At 67.0% G+C, this 16,731-nt stretch carries 17 protein-coding genes; 10 read left to right on the forward strand and 7 right to left on the reverse strand.

The annotated features are described in order from the left end of the window. Positions 1 to 91: 91 nt before the first annotated feature. Both brnQ and FOC67_RS08505 read left to right on the forward strand, forming a co-directional pair. Positions 92 to 1,405, forward strand: coding sequence for a branched-chain amino acid transport system II carrier protein (brnQ, locus tag FOC67_RS08500; RefSeq protein WP_003087430.1), 1,314 nt, complete (start codon positions 92 to 94; stop codon positions 1,403 to 1,405). A 145-nt stretch (positions 1,406 to 1,550) separates the two neighbouring features. Beyond that, positions 1,551 to 2,315 carry a DUF599 domain-containing protein gene (locus tag FOC67_RS08505; protein WP_003111671.1) on the forward strand — a complete coding sequence of 255 codons (765 nt, stop codon included), beginning with the start codon at positions 1,551 to 1,553 and terminating at the stop codon, positions 2,313 to 2,315. A gap of 58 nt (positions 2,316 to 2,373) precedes the next feature. On the opposite strand, the gene FOC67_RS08510 is transcribed toward FOC67_RS08505, so the two are convergent. Continuing rightward, positions 2,374 to 2,610 carry a hypothetical protein gene (locus tag FOC67_RS08510; RefSeq protein WP_003087435.1) on the reverse strand — a complete coding sequence of 79 codons (237 nt, stop codon included), beginning with the start codon at positions 2,608 to 2,610 and terminating at the stop codon, positions 2,374 to 2,376. A gap of 172 nt (positions 2,611 to 2,782) precedes the next feature. Between FOC67_RS08510 and FOC67_RS08515 the strand changes: the two genes are divergently transcribed. The 5 genes from FOC67_RS08515 (at position 2,783) to FOC67_RS08535 (ending at position 7,780) form a co-directional block, all read left to right on the forward strand. Further along, a complete protein-coding gene (locus FOC67_RS08515) occupies positions 2,783 to 3,256 on the forward strand; it encodes a PaaI family thioesterase (protein ID WP_003087438.1) in 474 nt (157 codons plus the stop codon). Then, positions 3,253 to 3,699 (forward strand): PaaI family thioesterase, encoded by a 447-nt coding sequence (locus FOC67_RS08520; RefSeq protein ID WP_003087441.1) that lies wholly within the window; start codon positions 3,253 to 3,255, stop codon positions 3,697 to 3,699. The genes FOC67_RS08515 and FOC67_RS08520 overlap by 4 nt, the downstream gene beginning before the upstream one ends. A 36-nt stretch (positions 3,700 to 3,735) precedes the next feature. Next, positions 3,736 to 4,965: an MFS transporter gene (locus tag FOC67_RS08525; RefSeq protein WP_009314723.1), complete on the forward strand. Its 1,230-nt coding sequence runs from the start codon at positions 3,736 to 3,738 to the stop codon at positions 4,963 to 4,965. 117 nt (positions 4,966 to 5,082) lie between these two features. Beyond that, a complete protein-coding gene (gene htpG / locus FOC67_RS08530; protein WP_003087446.1) occupies positions 5,083 to 6,987 on the forward strand; it encodes a molecular chaperone HtpG in 1,905 nt (634 codons plus the stop codon). A 67-nt stretch (positions 6,988 to 7,054) separates the two neighbouring features. Further along, complete coding sequence (locus tag FOC67_RS08535) at positions 7,055 to 7,780, forward strand: dienelactone hydrolase family protein (protein ID WP_009314722.1); 726 nt, start codon at positions 7,055 to 7,057, stop codon at positions 7,778 to 7,780. 10 nt (positions 7,781 to 7,790) lie between these two features. On the opposite strand, the gene panB is transcribed toward FOC67_RS08535, so the two are convergent. Continuing rightward, positions 7,791 to 8,612, reverse strand: a complete 822-nt coding sequence (panB, locus tag FOC67_RS08540) for a 3-methyl-2-oxobutanoate hydroxymethyltransferase (RefSeq protein WP_009314721.1) — start codon at positions 8,610 to 8,612, stop codon at positions 7,791 to 7,793. An 80-nt stretch (positions 8,613 to 8,692) separates the two neighbouring features. Between panB and FOC67_RS08545 the strand changes: the two genes are divergently transcribed. After that, on the forward strand, positions 8,693 to 9,475 hold the full coding sequence (locus FOC67_RS08545) for a helix-turn-helix transcriptional regulator (RefSeq protein WP_003097919.1): 783 nt from the start codon (positions 8,693 to 8,695) through the stop codon (positions 9,473 to 9,475). 10 nt (positions 9,476 to 9,485) lie between these two features. Here FOC67_RS08545 and FOC67_RS08550 read toward each other — a convergent pair whose 3' ends face one another. The 5 genes from FOC67_RS08550 to FOC67_RS08570 all read right to left on the reverse strand — a co-directional run bounded on the left by FOC67_RS08550 (position 9,486) and on the right by FOC67_RS08570 (position 15,144). Then, the gene (locus tag FOC67_RS08550) at positions 9,486 to 10,787 is read right to left on the reverse strand and encodes a cytochrome c (protein ID WP_049243674.1); all 1,302 of its coding nucleotides are present in this window, start codon (positions 10,785 to 10,787) and stop codon (positions 9,486 to 9,488) included. Positions 10,788 to 10,836: 49 nt separating this feature from the next. Continuing rightward, a complete protein-coding gene (locus tag FOC67_RS08555) occupies positions 10,837 to 13,083 on the reverse strand; it encodes a xanthine dehydrogenase family protein molybdopterin-binding subunit (RefSeq protein ID WP_009314718.1) in 2,247 nt (748 codons plus the stop codon). Further along, positions 13,080 to 13,571, reverse strand: a complete 492-nt coding sequence (locus FOC67_RS08560; RefSeq protein WP_009314717.1) for a (2Fe-2S)-binding protein — start codon at positions 13,569 to 13,571, stop codon at positions 13,080 to 13,082. The genes FOC67_RS08555 and FOC67_RS08560 overlap by 4 nt, the downstream gene beginning before the upstream one ends. A 206-nt stretch (positions 13,572 to 13,777) precedes the next feature. Then, positions 13,778 to 14,200, reverse strand: a complete 423-nt coding sequence (locus FOC67_RS08565; RefSeq protein ID WP_009314716.1) for a MarR family winged helix-turn-helix transcriptional regulator — start codon at positions 14,198 to 14,200, stop codon at positions 13,778 to 13,780. A gap of 38 nt (positions 14,201 to 14,238) precedes the next feature. Further along, positions 14,239 to 15,144, reverse strand: a complete 906-nt coding sequence (locus FOC67_RS08570) for an ABC transporter substrate-binding protein (protein ID WP_009314715.1) — start codon at positions 15,142 to 15,144, stop codon at positions 14,239 to 14,241. On the opposite strand from FOC67_RS08570, the gene FOC67_RS08575 reads away from it, so the two are divergent. Together FOC67_RS08575 and FOC67_RS08580 are read left to right on the forward strand one after the other, a co-directional pair. Further along, complete coding sequence (locus tag FOC67_RS08575; protein ID WP_003140148.1) at positions 15,143 to 16,177, forward strand: amidohydrolase family protein; 1,035 nt, start codon at positions 15,143 to 15,145, stop codon at positions 16,175 to 16,177. The genes FOC67_RS08570 and FOC67_RS08575 overlap by 2 nt on opposite strands. Positions 16,178 to 16,245: 68 nt before the next feature. Then, positions 16,246 to 16,722 carry a DUF3859 domain-containing protein gene (locus FOC67_RS08580; protein ID WP_003140147.1) on the forward strand — a complete coding sequence of 159 codons (477 nt, stop codon included), beginning with the start codon at positions 16,246 to 16,248 and terminating at the stop codon, positions 16,720 to 16,722. The last annotated feature ends 9 nt before the right edge of the window (positions 16,723 to 16,731 follow it).

The following is a 16,731-nucleotide window of genomic DNA, read 5'->3' on the forward strand; positions in this document are numbered from 1 at the left end:
CGGTCCTCCTCATCCGGAAGGACGATGTTTCCTAACACCCCCAAAGGGAAACCCCGAACAACCGAGACTTCTGCCAGTGGTACATCCTCCTATGACTCATTTGAAAGGGTTCGACCTGCTCGCCCTTGGCTTCATGACGTTCGCGCTTTTTCTCGGCGCGGGTAACATCATCTTTCCTCCCAGTGCCGGCATGGCGGCGGGCGAACACGTATGGAGCGCGGCTTTCGGCTTCCTCCTTACCGGTGTCGGCCTGCCGTTGCTGACGGTGGTCGCCCTGGCCCGGGTCGGAGGCGGTATTGGCCGCCTGACCCAGCCGATCGGGCGGCGCGCGGGAGTGGCGTTCGCCATCGCCGTCTATCTTGCCATCGGCCCGCTGTTCGCCACCCCGCGTACAGCCGTGGTGTCCTTCGAGATGGGCGTCGCGCCCTTCACCGGGGACGGCGGCGCGCCATTGCTCGTCTATACCGTCGCTTACTTCTCCGTGGTTCTGTTCCTGGTGCTGAACCCGGGTCGCCTTGTCGACCGGGTCGGAAAGGTCATCACGCCGGTGCTGCTGTCGGCCCTGCTGGTCCTTGGCGGCGCGGCGATCTTCGCGCCGGCGGGAGAGATCGGCAGCAGTTCCGGCGAGTACCAGAGCGCGCCCCTGGTGCAGGGTTTCCTGCAGGGCTACCTGACCATGGATACCCTCGGTGCCCTGGTCTTCGGTATCGTCATCGCCACCGCCATTCGCGACCGCGGCATCAGCGACAGCCGGCTGGTCACGCGCTATTCCATGATCGCCGGGGTCATCGCCGCCACCGGCCTGTCCCTGGTCTACCTGGCGCTGTTCTATCTTGGCGCCACCAGCCAGGGCATCGCCGGCGACGCCCAGAATGGCGTACAGATCCTCACCGCCTATGTGCAGCAGACCTTTGGCGTTTCCGGCAGCCTGTTGCTGGCGGTGGTCATCACCCTGGCCTGCCTGACCACGGCGGTAGGGCTGATCACGGCGTGCGGCGAGTTCTTCAGCGACCTGCTGCCGGTTTCGTACAAGACGGTGGTGATCGTGTTCTCGCTGTTCAGCCTGCTGGTCGCCAACCAGGGACTGACCCAGTTGATCAGCCTTTCGGTACCGGTTCTGGTGGGACTCTATCCGCTCGCCATCGTGCTGATCGCCCTGAGCCTGTTCGACCGGCTCTGGGTGTCGGCCCCGCGGGTGTTCGTGCCGGTGATGATCGTCGCGCTGCTCTTCGGCATCGTCGACGGGCTGGGGGCGGCCAAGCTGAACGGGTGGGTGCCGGACGTCTTCGCCAAGCTCCCGCTCGCCGATCAGAGCCTTGGCTGGCTGCTGCCGGTATCCATTGCGCTGGTCCTGGCAGTCGTTTGCGATCGGCTGCTGGGCAAGCCGCGCGAAGCGGTCGCCTGAGACGTCAGGCGAACCCCAGGAAGGCCGCCTCCGGGCGGCCTTTTTCATGAGCCGACGAAAGTCGTGTCCTGGCCGCGGCGAGCGGCGTCCCAACGGCGCGAAACAACGGCGGGGCGATTCCCGGCCGGCTCAAGAGGGAGTTTTCATGACCGCCGAACTCGGCATTTTCAACGGGCACCTGCCGCAACACCTGCTGGCGGCGCTCTGGTTCCTGTTCTGCTGGGTGGGCTACACCCGCTACGCCACCTGGAAGGGCCGCGACACCGCCTGCCTGGCCAGCGTCCTGCACCTCTACCGGGAGGACTGGATGCGCCGGCTGCTGCTGCGTGACAACCGTATCGCCGACGCCAGCGTGATCGGCAACCTGGAGCGCAACGCGTCGTTCTTCGCTTCCAGCACGCTGATCATCCTCGCCGGCATCCTCACCCTGCTGGGCTCCACCGACCGCGCCGTCTCGGTACTGGCCGACCTGCCGTTCGTGGAGGAGGCCAGCCGGGGACTGTCGGAACTGAAGCTGCTGTGCCTGGCAGTGGTCTTCGTCTATGCCTTCTTCACCTTCAGCTGGTGCATGCGCCAGTACAACTTCGCGGCGATCCTGGTCGGCTCGGCACCGATGATCGGCGAGCGCAACGTCGGCGAGCTGGAGCGCAAATCCTTTGCCGAGCGTGCCGCCCGGGTCATCTCGCTGGCGGCCAACCAGTTCAACTTCGGCTTGCGCTCGTATTATTTCGGCCTGGCCATGCTCGCCTGGTTCATCAACTCCTGGTTCTTCATGCTGGTGACGGCCGGCGTGGTGCTGGTCCTGTATCGCCGCGAGTTCCATTCGGACGTGCTGGAGGTGATGGTCTACACCGAGACCGCAATCGCCGAAAGCCCGCGGGAAGGCGAGGGCGAGGTGCCCAGAGGCTGAATCCCTGGCATGAAAAAGCCCGCTTGCGCGGGCTCTTTCAGGGTACGTCAACGAGAACTTATTGCTGGTTCTGTTGCGGTTGCTCCGGAGTCGGTGCCGGAGTCTGCGGGGTTGCCGGAGTGTCGCTCGACGGCGCCGGGGCGCTGGGCTCGGCAGGGGGAGTAGCCGGAGCGCTCGGCTGGGTCTCGGTAGCCGGAGCTGCCGGGGCCGCTGCCTTGTCTTCCTCTTTCTTGTCGCAAGCGGCCAGGCCAAGGCTGGCAGCGAGCAGCAGGGCAAGAGTTACGGTCTTTTTCATCGTTTAGCCTCCATGTGCGGCTTTCCTCGTTGTAGCCCTTTGAACATTTGCGCTGGCGTGAAGTTCCACACACTTCGACTATTTCGATCGTTATGTCCAAAACCCCGGCTGCCGGGGCTTTGGCGGCAGGGTATGATTCGCCCTCCAGAAAACTCCCAGCAAGGTCGCCGTCATGTCGGAAAATCCTCTCCTCGAGCGCGCCCGGCGCTTTCTCTCGGCCTTGCGTCATTGCCAGGTGCTGGGGTTGACGGTCGAGGCCGCCGACGAGAAAGGACTGACCCTGCGCCTGCCCTACAGCCAGGCGATCATCGGCAACCCGGAAAGCGGGGTCGTCCACGGCGGTGCGATCACCACCCTGATGGACACCACCTGCGGTATTTCCACGGTCTGCGTGCTGCCGGACTTCGAGATCTGCCCGACGCTCGACCTGCGCATCGACTATATGCATCCCGCCGAACCGCACAAGGATGTCTATGGCTTCGCCGAGTGCTACCGGGTCACGCCGAACGTGATCTTCACCCGCGGCTTCGCCTACCAGGACGATCCGGGCCAGCCCATCGCCCATGTCGTCGGCGCCTTCATGCGCATGGGCGGTTCGGCTCGCTCCGGGGCGGCCAGGCCGGCCGCGCAGGGAGGTGCGGCATGAGCCCGACCAGCCTCGAGCAACTGGTCCGCGACGCGCGCCGGAACAACGACTACAGCCCGCTGGTGGAGCTGATCCCGTACGCCAAGCTGCTCGGCATCGAATGCCTGCGCCTGGGCGACGACATGGTCTTCCGCCTGCCGGCGAACAAGGACAACATCGGCAACCCGACCCTGCCGGCCATCCATGGCGGTGTGATCGCCGGCTTCATGGAGCATGCGGCGATGTTGCACCTGCTGACTTTCATGAGCATTCCGCACCTGCCGAAGATCATCGATTTCTCCATCGATTACCTGCGTGCCGGGCACTTCCGCGATACCTACGCGCAATGCCAGGTCTGGCGCCAGGGGCGACGGGTGGCGAACGTCGCGATCAACGCCTGGCAGACCACCCAGGGCGAGCCCATCGCCACCGCGCGGGCGCATTTCAAGGTGGACGAGCCGTGAGCCGTACGCTGCGGAAAGTGGGCTGAGGATATCGCGATGGATGCCTTGCTGATTCTGGGCGGCCTGCTGCTGATGGTCGCCGGCTATATCTGGGTCATCGTCCTGGCCTTCGGTACCGGTCTGCTGTGGGGTTACGGCAGCCTTTTCCCGCCGGTGGCACTGGCCTATATCGGCGTGCACTGGCGTACGGCGCGCAAGGGCGTCGGGCTGGCCGCGCTGGGTTGCATCCCGCTGGTGGTCGGCCTGGCGCTGCTGGCCAGTCACGACGCTGCGCGACTGGAGGCGATCCTCAGCCTGCGCTGGCTGAAGCCGGAGGCCAGGCCGCCGGCGGAACTGGCCATCGCGCTCAGCGGGGAGTTCAACGGCAAGCCTTTCGCGCCGCAGAGCGGCGAGTTGATCGGCGGCGTGCTGAGCCTGCGCCAGGGGCACGATTTCTACGCCCAGCGCGAGCTGCAGATCCGCCTTCCGGCACAGCCGCTCGGGGCGCTGCGCCTGGACGTGCTGCCCGAGGACGGCGGCGCGTTGCCAGAAGTCGAGCTGAGCTGGCTGCAACCGGAGCAGGACCTGCCCGAGGCGCGTCGTCTCCTGCGTGGCTATACCTTGCACCTGGACCTGCGGCCCAAGGCGCCGAACCGCCTGGAGGGCGAGTTCCACCTGAGCCTGCCGAGCGACTACCGGACCACCCTCAGCGGCCACGTCGAGCTGTATACCGACCGGCTGCGCTATCGGCACGGCAAGGTCGACCTGGGCTACGACTCCGACGATACCCTGGCCCTGGTCTTGCGCGACTATCTGCAGCGACGCTTCGCCAGCCGCGACGTCAGCCTCGTGCGGGCGCCGTCCTGGCGCGCGGCCAGCCATGCGCGGCCGCTGCGTATCGAGGCCCTGGTGGCCGGCCAGACTCAGGTGCTGGAGCTGACGTTGGAGAAGAACGCCCGGCGGGAGTGGACGGTGCGCGGCGACGCGTTCCCCGCCTTGCCGGCGGAGCCTGCGACCGTGGCCGCGGCGGCGCCGCCCGAGCCGCAGGCGCTGCCGGCGCCGGGCAACGCCACCCTCGACCTGGAGCTGGTCCAGGTCGAACCGCAGAGCTACAGCCAGCGCCTGGTCAAGGCCACTACGGTACGCGGGCGTATCGCCGAGGGCCGTTTCACCGGCCTCGACAGCGAGGGGCGCCTGGTGATCCGCCGGGAAATGCCCGGTGCGGGGGAGGCGAGCTACCTGTTGCGCCCGGCGGAGATCGCCCGTCTCGAACTGCTCGAACGCTAGTCGTCGCACGACGGTGCGCGGTTTTTTCGCATAAGCGCTTGAAAAGCCGGAAGAAGGCCCCACCTAGGGGACATCCGCCGTGGTACGCGGCTTATGTCATTGATGGAGCTTGGAGCGATGAGCGTGGAAACCCAAAAAGAGACACTGGGCTTTCAGACTGAAGTGAAGCAACTGCTTCACCTGATGATTCATTCTCTCTATTCGAACAAGGAAATCTTCCTCCGCGAACTGATTTCCAACGCCTCGGACGCCGCCGACAAGCTGCGTTTCGAAGCCCTGGCCAATCCCGAGCTGCTCGAGGGCGGCGCCGAGCTGAAGATCCGCGTCAGCTTCGACAAGGAAGCCAACACCGTCACCCTGGAAGACAACGGCATCGGCATGAGCCGCGAGGATGTGGTGACTCACCTGGGCACCATCGCCAAGTCCGGGACCGCCGACTTCCTGAAGAACTTGTCTGGCGACCAGAAGAAGGATTCGCACCTGATCGGCCAGTTCGGCGTCGGTTTCTACAGTGCCTTCATCGTCGCCGACAAGGTCGACGTCTACTCCCGTCGCGCCGGCCAGCCGGCCAGCGAAGGCGTGCACTGGTCGTCGAAGGGCGAGGGCGAGTTCGACGTCGCCACCATCGACAAGCCCGAGCGCGGCACCCGCATCGTCCTCCACCTGAAAAAGGGCGAGGAGGAGTTCGCCGATGGCTGGCGCCTGCGCAACGTGATCAAGAAATACTCCGATCACATCGCTTTGCCGATCGAGCTACCCAAGGAATTCCACGGCGAAGAGGCCGACAAGCCCGCCGAGCCGGAATGGGAAACGGTCAACCGCGCCAGCGCGCTGTGGACCCGTCCGCGCGCCGAGGTGAAGGACGAGGAATACCAGGAGTTCTACAAGCACGTCGCCCATGACTTCGAGAACCCGCTGAGCTGGAGCCACAACAAGGTCGAAGGCAAGCTGGAATACACCTCGCTGCTCTACGTGCCGGGCCGCGCGCCGTTCGACCTGTACCATCGCGAAGCGCCGCGAGGCCTGAAGCTGTACGTACAGCGCGTGTTCATCATGGACCAGGCCGACGAGTTCCTGCCGCTGTACCTGCGCTTCATCAAGGGTGTGGTCGACTCCAACGACCTGTCGCTGAACGTCTCCCGGGAAATCCTGCAGAAGGATCCGGTGATCGACTCGATGAAGTCGGCGTTGACCAAGCGCGTGCTGGACATGCTGGAGAAGCTGGCGAAGAACGAGCCGGAGCAGTACAAGACCTTCTGGAAGAACTTCGGCCAGGTCCTCAAGGAAGGCCCGGCGGAAGACTTCGGCAACAAGGAGAAGATCGCCGGCCTGCTGCGCTTCGCCTCCACCGGCGACGATTCGGGCGAGCAGAGCGTAGCGCTGGCCGACTACATCGGTCGGATGAAGGAAGGCCAGGACAAGATCTACTACCTCACCGGCGAGAGCTACTCGCAGGTGAAGAACAGCCCGCACCTGGAAGTCTTCCGCAAGAAGGGCATCGAGGTGCTGCTGCTCACCGATCGCATCGACGAGTGGCTGATGAGCTACCTGCCGGAGTTCGACGGCAAGCAGTTCGTCGATGTCGCCCGCGGCGACCTGGACCTGGGCAGCCTGGACTCGGAAGAGGACAAGAAGGCCCAGGAAGAAGTCGCCAAGAGCAAGGAAGGCCTGATCGAGCGCCTGAAGAAGGTGCTCGACGAGCAGGTCAGCGAAGTCCGCGTCTCCCACCGCCTGACCGATTCGCCGGCGATCCTCGCCATCGGCGAACAGGACCTTGGTCTGCAGATGCGCCAGATCCTCGAGGCCAGTGGGCAGAAAGTGCCGGACTCGAAGCCGATCTTCGAGATCAACCCGCAGCATCCGCTGATCGAGAAGCTGGATGCGGAGCCGGACGAGGACCGCTTTGGCGAGCTGTCGCATATTCTCTTCGACCAGGCCGCCCTGGCCGCGGGGGACAGCCTCAAGGATCCGGGCGCCTACGTACGCCGACTGAACAAGCTGCTGGTGGAGCTGTCCGCTTAAGCAGTAGCCCCGACAAAGCCCGCTTCGGCGGGCTTTGTCTTTTCCAACTCTCGCAGGAGCAGTACCCATGAGTGAGATTCGTGTAGAGCCGGTCGCCTACGACATCGATGGGCAGCCGTACGAAGGTCAACTGGTGTACGACGCCAGCTACGCGGGGCCGCGCCCGGGCCTGCTGATGGCGCCGAACTGGATGGGCGTGAGCGCCGCCGCGCTGGACATCGCCCGGCAGGTCGCCGGTCGTGGGCACGTGGTGCTGGTGGCGGACCTCTACGGCAGGGACGTGCGTCCGCAGAACGGCGACGAGGCGGGCGCGGCGATGATGCCGCTGAAGAACGACCGGGCCCTGCTGCGCAAGCGCATGCAGGCAGCGCTGGCGGCCTTGCGCGGACAGGCGCTCGCGGCTGTCGATACGACCCGCCAGGCCGCCTTCGGTTTCTGCTTCGGCGGTTGCTGCGCGCTGGAGCTGGCTCGCGACGGCGCCGAGCTGAAGGCCTTCGTGTCCTTCCATGGCACCCTGGATACGCCGGACCCGGCGCATGCCAGGAATATCAAGGGCGCGGTACTGGTCCTCGACGGCGCCTCCGATCCGCTGGTGCCGCGCGAGCAGTTGCCGGCCTTCGCCAGGGAGATGACCGATGCCGGCGTCGACTGGCAGCTCACCAGCTACGGCGGCGCGGTGCATTCCTTCACCGATCCGAACGCCAAGGTGCCGGGCAAGATGCACTATGACGCCAGGACCTCCCGGCGTGCCTTCCAGGCGATGGACGACCTGCTGGCGGAAGTCTTCGCCTGAGACCGCCGGCTCACTCGCGCATGGCGAAGCAATGCCTGGCCTTGGGGAAGCGCCTTTCACGCACGTCCTCGGCGAAGCGCCGGGCCGCCTCGTCGATTTCCCGGTCGAGGCGCGCGTAGCGTTCGACGAAGCGCGGTACCTGTTCGCCGCTTAGCCCGAGCAGGTCCTCGCTGACCAGTACCTGGCCGTCGCAGGCCGGCGAGGCGCCGATACCGATGCAGGGGATCGCCAGTTCTTCGCTAAGGCGACGGGCCAGCGGCTCGCCTACGCCTTCGATGACCACCGCGAAGGCGCCGCCGCGCTGCATGGCGAGGCCGTCGCGGCGTACCCGTTCGGCGCTTTCCGGGTCACGCCCCTGGGCCTTGAAGCCGCCCATGGCGTTGACCTGCTGCGGCATCAGGCCGATATGGGCGAGCACCGGTATGCCACGGCGTACCAGGAAGTCCACGGTTTCTTCCATTTCCTCACCGCCTTCCAGCTTCACCGCCTGGGCGCCGCTGTCTGCCAGCAGGCGTGCGGCGTTGCGGAACGCCTGTCGGGGCGATTCCTGGTAGCTGGCGAACGGCAAGTCGGCCACCACGCAGGCGCGCCGGCTGCCGCGCATCACCGCCAGGGTGTGGGCGACCATCATCTCCAGGCTCACTCCCAGGGTACTGGGCATGCCATAGAGCACCATGCCCAGCGAATCGCCGACCAGCAGCAGGTCGGCGTGCGGATCGAGGAGGCGGGCCATGGGCGTGCTGTAGGCGGTCAGCGCCACTAGGCTGCCGGCACCCTTGCGGCGCTGGATATCGGGAACGGACAGGCGATGTTGCGGGCGATGACTGCTCATGGCGTGGCTCCGGTTTGTCTATGGGGAGCCACACGCTACCATCGGCCACGCACCGCTCACTCGACGGATGGGGACAACCGATGCCGCAAACGGGACAAGAACGCGACCTGCCGCGATTCCGCAGCCTGCCCTGCGCGGTGTATCTGCGCGCCTTCGAGATGCCCGCCGGGCACCGGGTGGAGATGCACGACCACCCCTGGGGCCAACTGATGTACGCCGCCAGCGGCACCTTGCGCGCCAGCACCGAGCGGCACAGCTATCTGGTGCCGGCGCAGCGGGCGCTGTGGATTCCGCCGGGCGTCCGGCACGCCGCGGAGGCTTGCAACCCTGTGCTGTTCCGCAGTCTCTACCTGGATCGTTCGCTGCCCGGCGGTTGCCGGGTACTGGAGGTGTCCGGCCTGCTGCGCGAACTGTTGCTGCGGGCGGCGGAGTTTCCCCGTGAATATCCGCCGGGTGGCGAGGCCGAGCGTCTCATGCAGGTGGTCGCCGATGAGGTCGGGCGCCTTCGCGAGGCGCCGCTGAACCTGCCGTTGCCTGGCGACCCGCGCTTGCGCCGGATCACCGACGCGCTACAGGCGGATCCCGCCGATCCGCGCGGCATCTCGGATTGGGCGGGACTGGTGGGGGCTTCCCGACGGACCCTGGCGCGGCTGTTCCGCGAGCAGACCCAGTTGTCGTTTCGCGAGTGGCGCCAGCGCCTGCGTCTGCTCAACGCGGTCGCCGCGCTGGAGGAGGGCGCCAGCGTGACGCGGGTGGCCAGCGACCTTGGCTACGACTCCACCTCGGCGTTCATCAGCCTGTTCCAGCGTCATTTCGGCCAGACCCCCGGTTGCTTCGCCCGCTCCCTGCGCTTGCCCAACTGAGCCGCATGCTTCAGGGCGCCGCCTGTCGGCGCAGGCTTGCCGCCTTGGCCGCGAGGTCCGGCCAGGCGGGCTTGCCGGCGAAACGCTCGCGCAGGTAGTTGGCCAGGGCGGCGACTTGCCGGTCGTCGAGGCTATGGCGGAAGCCGGGCATATAGCCGAGGTCGCCGGTGGCCGGGCTGTGGATGCCGTCGAGGATGATCCGCAGCAGGTTGTCCGGGCTGTCCGCATGCACATTGCTGTTCAGCGCCAGGGATGGACGCACGCCGAAGAAGCGCGGCCCGTCGCCGTCATGATGGCAGGCCAGGCAGGCCCCGGCGAACAGGCGCGCGCCGCTGCCGCTGGGCGGTTGCACGCGGCCGTAGCCCTGCCGGTCGAGGCGTTGCGCCTGTTGCTGATCGGTTTCCCCGGCCGGGGCAGCGGCGTAGGACGCAAGGTAATGGGCCAGGGCCCGCAGGTCCTCGTCCGACTGCTTGGCCAGGCCTTCGCCGACCACTGGCGCCATCGGCCCGCTGGCGACCCCGTGGTAGGCCGAATAGCCGTGGCGGAGGTAGGCGTAGAGGGCCTCCTCGCTCCAGGCGATGGGCGCCGGCGAACTGGCGTTCAAGGCTGGCGCGGTCCAGCCCTCCGCTTCGCCGCCGGCGAAGTGCGCGCTGCCGGACTTTTCCGCGCCGAGCGCGTTGCGCGGCGAGTGGCAGGCGCTGCAATGGCCGAGGCCTTCGGCGAGATAGGCGCCGCGGTTCCATTGCTGGTTGCGCGTCGGCTCGTCGCGGTAGGCGCCGGGCTCCAGGAACAGCAGGTTCCAGCCGGCCATCAGCTGGCGTTGGTCGAAGGGGAACGGCAACTGGTTGGCAGGCGTTTCGCTGTGCACCGCCGGCTGGCTCATCAGGTAGGCGTACAGGGCCTTCAGGTCTTCGTCGCGAGTCCTGGTGAAGGCGGTGTAAGGGAACGCCGGATACAGATAGCTGCCGTCGCGGGCCACGCCATGCCGCATGGCCCGCTCGAAGGCGGGGTAGGACCAGCCACCGATGCCGCTCGCGCGATCCGGCGTGAGGTTGCTGCTGTAGATCGTCCCGAACGGCGTCGGCAAGGCCCGTCCGCCGGCGTTGCGCGGGCCGTCTTCGCGAGTGTGGCAGACCGCGCAGTCGCCGAGGGCGGCGAGGCGTTCGCCGCGGGCGATCTGCTCGGCGCTGAAGGGACCGGGTGTGCCTTCCAGTGGCGCGATGGCCGGTTGCCAGGCGTAGCCGAGGGCGATGGCGGCGAGCGCGACGAGGCTGCCGGAGGCCCAGAGGCCGATGCGTGTTGCCTTCTTCATCTGTCAGTCATCCACTGCGCGGGGCGCCGCGGCGCCCCGGGGAAAAGGATCAGGCCTGCGCGCTGCGCAGCGCCGCGAGTACGCGTTCCGGAGTGAACGGCACCTGTCGCAGGCGCGCTCCGGTAGCGTCGAAGATCGCATTGGCGATGGCCGCGGCGCTGGGCACCGAGGCTGACTCGCCAGCGCCCATCGGTGGCTGCTCGGGGCGGTCGAGCAGCAGCACGTCGATCTCCGGCAGTTCGGGGAAGCCGAGGATCGGGTAGCCGCCCCATTCCAGGCTGGTGACGCCACGGCGGTCGAAGGTGGCGAACTCCTTGAGTACCCGGCTGGTGGACTGGATGACGTTGCCGTGGACCTGGTGCCTGACCCCATCGGGATTGACCATCTGCCCGCAGTCATGGGCGACCCAGACCTTGGCGACGCGCACCGCGCCGTTCTCCGGGTTCACCTCGACGTCGACGATCCAGGCGGCCCAGGCGGCGCCGAAACCGGGAAACTTGCTGTGGAAGTAGCGCGCATAGGCGAAGCCGCGTCCCTTCAGCACGCCGTCCCGGCGCGCCTCTGGGTTGGGGGAGGTGCGTGGCTGCCAGCCGGCGCGGGCGACCAGGGCGTCGATCAGCGCCAGGGCGCGCTGGTCGTCCAGGTAGCGGCGGCGGAAGGCGATGGGGTCGATGCCGGCCAGGTGCGCCAGTTCGTCGGCGTAGGACTCATGGGCGAACACGTTCGGCAGCGCCGAGACGCCGCGCATCCAGGACGCGCGGACGATGGGGGCGGCGTCGTTGGCCACCACCCGCATCCGCGGGTAGCGGTATTGCGGGATCGCGGTGCGGTCGCCCATGTCGGCCACCTGCGGGGTGGCCGGGATCCGCCCGGTGAGGAGCAGGGCCAGGGTCGGCGCACCGTTGGAGGGGTAGCAGGTGGCGAAGTCGTAGGCCGCCACCCGGCCTTGCTCGTCGAGACCGCCGCGGACCTCGATCAGTTGCGCGGTGCCTTTCGGTTCCCAGCCATGTTCCTGTTCGCGCATCAGTTGTACCCGCACCGGCCGGCCCACCGCCTGCGCCAGAAGCACGGCGTCGGCGCTGACGTCGTCGGCGCCGTTGCGTCCGTAGCAGCCGGCGGCTTCCATGCGGATCACCTCGATGTCCCCGGTCTCGCGCTGCAGCAGCCTGGCCAGGTCGTTGCGCAGGTCGTGCGGGTTCTGCGTGCCGGACCAGACGCGAGCGCGCTGCGCATCGACCTCGGCGAGGGCGCAGGAAGGGCCGATGGAGGCGTGCAACTGGTAGGGCCAGACATAGGTGGCCGACAGCGGCCGGGCGATGCCCGCGAGGTGCTGCTCGAGACCGGGCGAGTCGTGCAGCGTGCGTGGCTTCTTCGGATGCCGGCGAAGCGTGTCCTCGAGCCGGTCGGGTTCCAGCGGCGGCAGGCCCTGCCAGTCCTTCCAGCGCACCTTGAGCTGGCGCGCGGCGCGGATCGCCTGCTCCTCGCGTTCGCAGACCACGCCGACGAAGTCGCCTATCACGACCACCTTGACCAGCCCCGGCAGCCCGGCGACCGAGCTTTCGTCCACCGCCAGCAGGCCGCTGCCGAGCGGGGCGCTGACATCCGCGCCGGTATAGGGCGGGCGTACCACTCGCCCATGCAGCATGCCGGGCAGGCGCATGTCGTGGACATAGGTCAGTTGGCCGGTCAGCTTCGCCGGGATGTCCACCCGACGCACCGGCTTGCCGACCAGGCGGTACTCGCTGCGCGGCTTGAGCGGCGCCTTGCCGTCGATGTTCAGGTTGAAGCGCTGGCCTCGCAGCAACTCGCCGTAGCCGATCCGTCGCTGCGGATTGGCGGCGGCGAAGACCTGGCCGTTTTCGCTGCGCAGGCTGTCCGGATGCACCGGGAAATGGCTTCCGGCCTGGCGCAGGAGGAAGCGCCGGGCTTCGGCGGCGGCCTGGCGCAGCGGCACGGCGCTGACCTGGATGCTGGCGCTGGCGATGGTCGGCCCCTGGTCCGGTGTGCGACGGGTGTCGCCGAGGATCATCTCGACCTGCTCGAACGCGACGTCCAACTCTTCGGCGACGATCTGCGCCAGTGCCGTGCGGATGCCGGTACCAAGGTCGACGTGGCCGCAGAAGGCGGTGACCTTGCCGTTCGCGGCGATGGCGATGAACGAGTCGACCTGGTCCAGCGGCAGGTCGGTGGCGCCCTGCTCGGCGAGGGCGAGCAGCGGGGCGGGCAGGTTGACGGTGACCAGCAGCAGGCCGCCGGCCTTGAGGAAGCCGCGTCGCGAGGGATTGGCCAGGCTCATGCCGGGTGCTCCTCCTGACGCTCCTTCAGGCTCTCGGCGGCACGCCGCACGGCCTTGAGAATCTCCACATGGGTGCCGCAGCGACACAGGTTGTAGGCCAATTCCTGGCGGATCTCGCCGTCGCTGGGGTTCGGGTTGCGATCCAGCAACGCCTTGGCGGTCATCACCATGCCGTTGATGCAGTAGCCGCATTGGGCGGCCTGTTCGTCGATGAAGGCCTGTTGCAGCGGATGCGGATGGGCGGCATCGCCGAGTCCTTCGAGGGTAACTACCCGGCGGCCCACGGCGGCCTCCACCGGGGTGATGCAGGAGCGGGTGGCGACGCCATCCATCAGCACGGTGCAGGCCCCGCACTCGCCGAGGCCGCAGCCGAACTTGGGACCGTTCAGTTGCGGGTCGTTGCGCAGGACATAGAGCAGGGGGGTATCGGGGGCGACATCGAGGCGCAGGGACTGACCGTTGACGGTCAGGGCAAGGGCATCGCTCATGGCGGTTTCTCCCCATGCCGGGGGCATGGCTGTTCATCAGGCGGATGTCCCGTCGGCCGTGCCTGGTAGCGTGCGGCTCTGCGGGAATTTGTTTGTATACAAACATGTTATGGATGCCTGCGGCGAACTGTCAATGGCAGGCCGCTACGACGAAAGGCGCAGCTCCGGACGACGTAACGCGGAAAAAAAGATAGACCGCAATGGCCTCAGATCAGGCGAGTGAGCAACCCGCGCAGGGTTTCCTGTTCTTGCGGGGAGAGGGGAGCCAAGGCCTGCCGGTTGATCTCGCGGGCGGCCGCCAGGCCGGCCTCGAGTTCGGCGCGTCCGGCAGGACTGAGGCTGACCAGCAGGCGCCGGCCGTCGTCCGGATCGGCGCTGCGCTGGATCAGTCCCCGTTTGTCCAGGCGCTCGACGACGCCCTTGATGGTCGCGGCGTCCATGGCGGTGAGCCGGCCGAGCTGGTTCTGCGGGCAGGGTCCGGTCTCGCCGAGGCGGACCAGGGCGGCCCACTGGGTGGGGGTCAGGCCGTTGCCGATGCCATTGGCGAACAACGCTGCATAGCGCTGGTTGGCCTGGCGCAGGATGAAGCCGATCTGGTCGTCGAGGCGGTACGGGGTGGTACGGGACATGCTGGGCATCGGTGGTGGCGTGAGGGCCTCATTCTAGCTCACGGCCGGTACCAGAGTGCCTCGCGCTGAAAAGGAGTTTTTCCTGGAAGATAGGGGTTTTTCAGCTCGATTATTCTCCGCTGCCGAAGGGCAAGCTTTTCCAGCCGCGTCTTGAAATGTCGCTCGAACAGCCGTTCGAAGCTACCGTCGGCAATCGCCTTCTCCAGGCCCTGGCGAATGGCCTCGGCCAGTTCCGGGCGTTGACGCGAAACGAAGAAATAGAAGGCCGCGGGGTAGTGCAGGGCCAGGTGCTGGTCGATCGCCAGGTGCAGCCCGGCGCGGGAGGCGTCCTCCAGTTCTCCGTCGATCACTACGACCTCGCGGGGGAAGACCTCGAAGCGGCCGGCATCGAGCATGCGGAACAGGCTCTCGTAGCTCTGGCTGGTCTTCACCTCCAGGCCGTTGGCGCGCAGGATCGGTGTGTCGGCCCAGTCCTGGCGCTGGCCGAAGCGCAGGCGGCGGAGATCGTCGAGGGTCCGCACCGAGGCCAGGAGGTCCTTGTTGGCGGCGCTGACCAGAGGAATGCGCCAGCCGATCAGGCCGCGATAGATCGGAATGCGGATCGGCAGCAGGGTCTCTTCCAGGTCGTCGCGGGACTGCGCCCACATCACCTGCAGGCCCGGATCGTCCTGCTCCAGGCGCAGTTGCGCACGGGACTGCGGCATGGGCTGCGCGCTGGGCTCCAGGCGGTAGTCGCCGCCGCTCCTGGCCAGCGCCAGTTGCAGCAGCTCGACGACGTAGGGTTCGGGGTTGCGCCCTTCGGAATGGCGCGGATAGATCAGCCGTTCGCCAGCCCCGGCATGCCAGGCCAGCAGGCCGAACAGCAGGGCCAGCCAGCGGAGCGGCGAACCCTGGCCGAGCGGCTGCGGTCTATGTTCACTCAGGCCTATCAGGAGGAATGCCATGGCTGGCCCCCGTACGCGTGCCCTGTTTTCGACATTGTTCGCCCTGTCCCTGGTGACATCCTTGACCCATGCCAGGGATTATCGCTACAGCGACGCTCACGTGCACTACGTGGATTTCTTCCAGGAAAGCGAAGGCATGCCGCGCCTGCTGGAGGCGATGGACAAAGGCCGGGTCGACCATGTGATGCTCAGCGGCGTCGCGGTCGCCAAGAAATGGCACGAGGACGAGCCGAAGCGGCCGCGCTACTACGCTGGCGACGATGCCGGAGCCTATTGGTACAGCGCCACCGACGTGATCGTGGCGGCGGCGGTGAAATCCCTGCCAGCCGAGCAGCGGCGGCGCGTGCATCCGTTCCTGACCGGTTTCAACCCGACCGACAAGAACGCCGACGCGCACATCCGTCGCATGCTGGAGCTGGACCCGGGACTCTGGCAGGGCATCGGCGAGATCTTTACCCGGCACGACGACCTCACCGCGCTGACCTACGGCGACGTGCCGAGGGCCAACAATGAGGCGCTGGCGCGGGTCTATCACCTGGCCGCCGAATTCGACCTGCCGGTGTTGCTGCACGCCAACGTCACTTCCAAGCGCGAACGTAACCCGCTGTACCTGGCGGAAATCGAGGAGCCCCTGCGCAATCACCCGCATGTGCGGTTCATCTGGGCCCATGCCGGGACCAGCATGGAGATCCATCGCCACCAGAAGAAACTGGACTTCCTCCTGCCGACCCTTGGGCGTCTGCTGCAGCGTTACCCGAACCTCTACATCGACCTGTCCTGGTCGGTGTTGCGCCCGTACCTGCTGGACGAGCAGGGCAAGCCCGACCCGCAGTGGCTGGCACTGGTCGAGCGGTTTCCGCAACGCTTCATGCTCGGTTCCGATGTGGTCGGCCAGTTCGACAGCCTGCCCGAGTTGATGGCGAGCTTCGATCCGTTCCTCGACGCCTTGCCCGAGCAGGTCGCTCGCCAGGTGGCGCGGGACAACTTCCTGGCGGTGCTGCCGCGCCAGCCCGCCGATCCGCGAGGCGAATAACCCGGATTCGTCATCAGTCTGTCATGCCGGCGTCATAGGCTCGCGCCAGTCCCATCCAGGAGTGAGTCATGTCCTTCATCCGTTCTTGCATCAGTCGTTCCGTCTTCCTGCTCGGCGCCGGCGTCGCCGTGGCGGCGCAGGCCGAGGTGCGTATCGACGGCCCCATCGAATATGGCGTGTTCGAAAGCCGCTACCAGGATTTCCAGCCCGGCGAACGGGTATTGACCCGTAGCGAGCAGAACATCCAGCAGACCACCGAAGTCCCGGCCAAGCTCGGCACCAAGTTCGGCATGCGTTATCAACTCAGCGGCAAGCAGGAAGGCGATACGCCTTTGACGCTGCTCTACCTCACCCCGGGCGTGGTCACTCCGGATGGCCAGCGGCATGACAAGTTCGAAGTGGTGCAGAAGCTGGTGCCGGGCGCGCCGACCGATGTCATGGCCTACGAATTCACCGAGCCGCACGAAGTGGTGAAGGGCGAATGGCGGTTGATGGTGTTCCAGGGCGATCGCCTGCTGGCGTCGAAATCCTTCGACGTGCGCTGAGCGCGAGCC

Origin of the sequence: Pseudomonas sp. FDAARGOS_761, assembly GCF_013343155.1 — a bacterium.
GTDB classification, from domain to species: domain Bacteria; phylum Pseudomonadota; class Gammaproteobacteria; order Pseudomonadales; family Pseudomonadaceae; genus Pseudomonas; species Pseudomonas aeruginosa.

Bases quoted from the DNA above. Each gene is read 5' to 3' on its own strand.
- brnQ (WP_003087430.1), top strand. From the start codon at position 92: ATGACTCATTTGAAAGGGTTCGACCTGCTCGCCCTTGGCTTCATGACG.
- FOC67_RS08505 (WP_003111671.1), top strand. From the start codon at position 1,551: ATGACCGCCGAACTCGGCATTTTCAACGGGCACCTGCCGCAACACCTG.
- FOC67_RS08510 (WP_003087435.1), bottom strand. From the start codon at position 2,610: ATGAAAAAGACCGTAACTCTTGCCCTGCTGCTCGCTGCCAGCCTTGGC.
- FOC67_RS08515 (WP_003087438.1), top strand. From the start codon at position 2,783: ATGTCGGAAAATCCTCTCCTCGAGCGCGCCCGGCGCTTTCTCTCGGCC.
- FOC67_RS08520 (WP_003087441.1), top strand. From the start codon at position 3,253: ATGAGCCCGACCAGCCTCGAGCAACTGGTCCGCGACGCGCGCCGGAAC.
- FOC67_RS08525 (WP_009314723.1), top strand. From the start codon at position 3,736: ATGGATGCCTTGCTGATTCTGGGCGGCCTGCTGCTGATGGTCGCCGGC.
- htpG (WP_003087446.1), top strand. From the start codon at position 5,083: ATGAGCGTGGAAACCCAAAAAGAGACACTGGGCTTTCAGACTGAAGTG.
- FOC67_RS08535 (WP_009314722.1), top strand. From the start codon at position 7,055: ATGAGTGAGATTCGTGTAGAGCCGGTCGCCTACGACATCGATGGGCAG.
- panB (WP_009314721.1), bottom strand. From the start codon at position 8,612: ATGAGCAGTCATCGCCCGCAACATCGCCTGTCCGTTCCCGATATCCAG.
- FOC67_RS08545 (WP_003097919.1), top strand. From the start codon at position 8,693: ATGCCGCAAACGGGACAAGAACGCGACCTGCCGCGATTCCGCAGCCTG.
- FOC67_RS08550 (WP_049243674.1), bottom strand. From the start codon at position 10,787: ATGAAGAAGGCAACACGCATCGGCCTCTGGGCCTCCGGCAGCCTCGTC.
- FOC67_RS08555 (WP_009314718.1), bottom strand. From the start codon at position 13,083: ATGAGCCTGGCCAATCCCTCGCGACGCGGCTTCCTCAAGGCCGGCGGC.
- FOC67_RS08560 (WP_009314717.1), bottom strand. From the start codon at position 13,571: ATGAGCGATGCCCTTGCCCTGACCGTCAACGGTCAGTCCCTGCGCCTC.
- FOC67_RS08565 (WP_009314716.1), bottom strand. From the start codon at position 14,200: ATGTCCCGTACCACCCCGTACCGCCTCGACGACCAGATCGGCTTCATC.
- FOC67_RS08575 (WP_003140148.1), top strand. From the start codon at position 15,143: ATGGCTGGCCCCCGTACGCGTGCCCTGTTTTCGACATTGTTCGCCCTG.
- FOC67_RS08570 (WP_009314715.1), bottom strand. From the start codon at position 15,144: ATGGCATTCCTCCTGATAGGCCTGAGTGAACATAGACCGCAGCCGCTC.
- FOC67_RS08580 (WP_003140147.1), top strand. From the start codon at position 16,246: ATGTCCTTCATCCGTTCTTGCATCAGTCGTTCCGTCTTCCTGCTCGGC.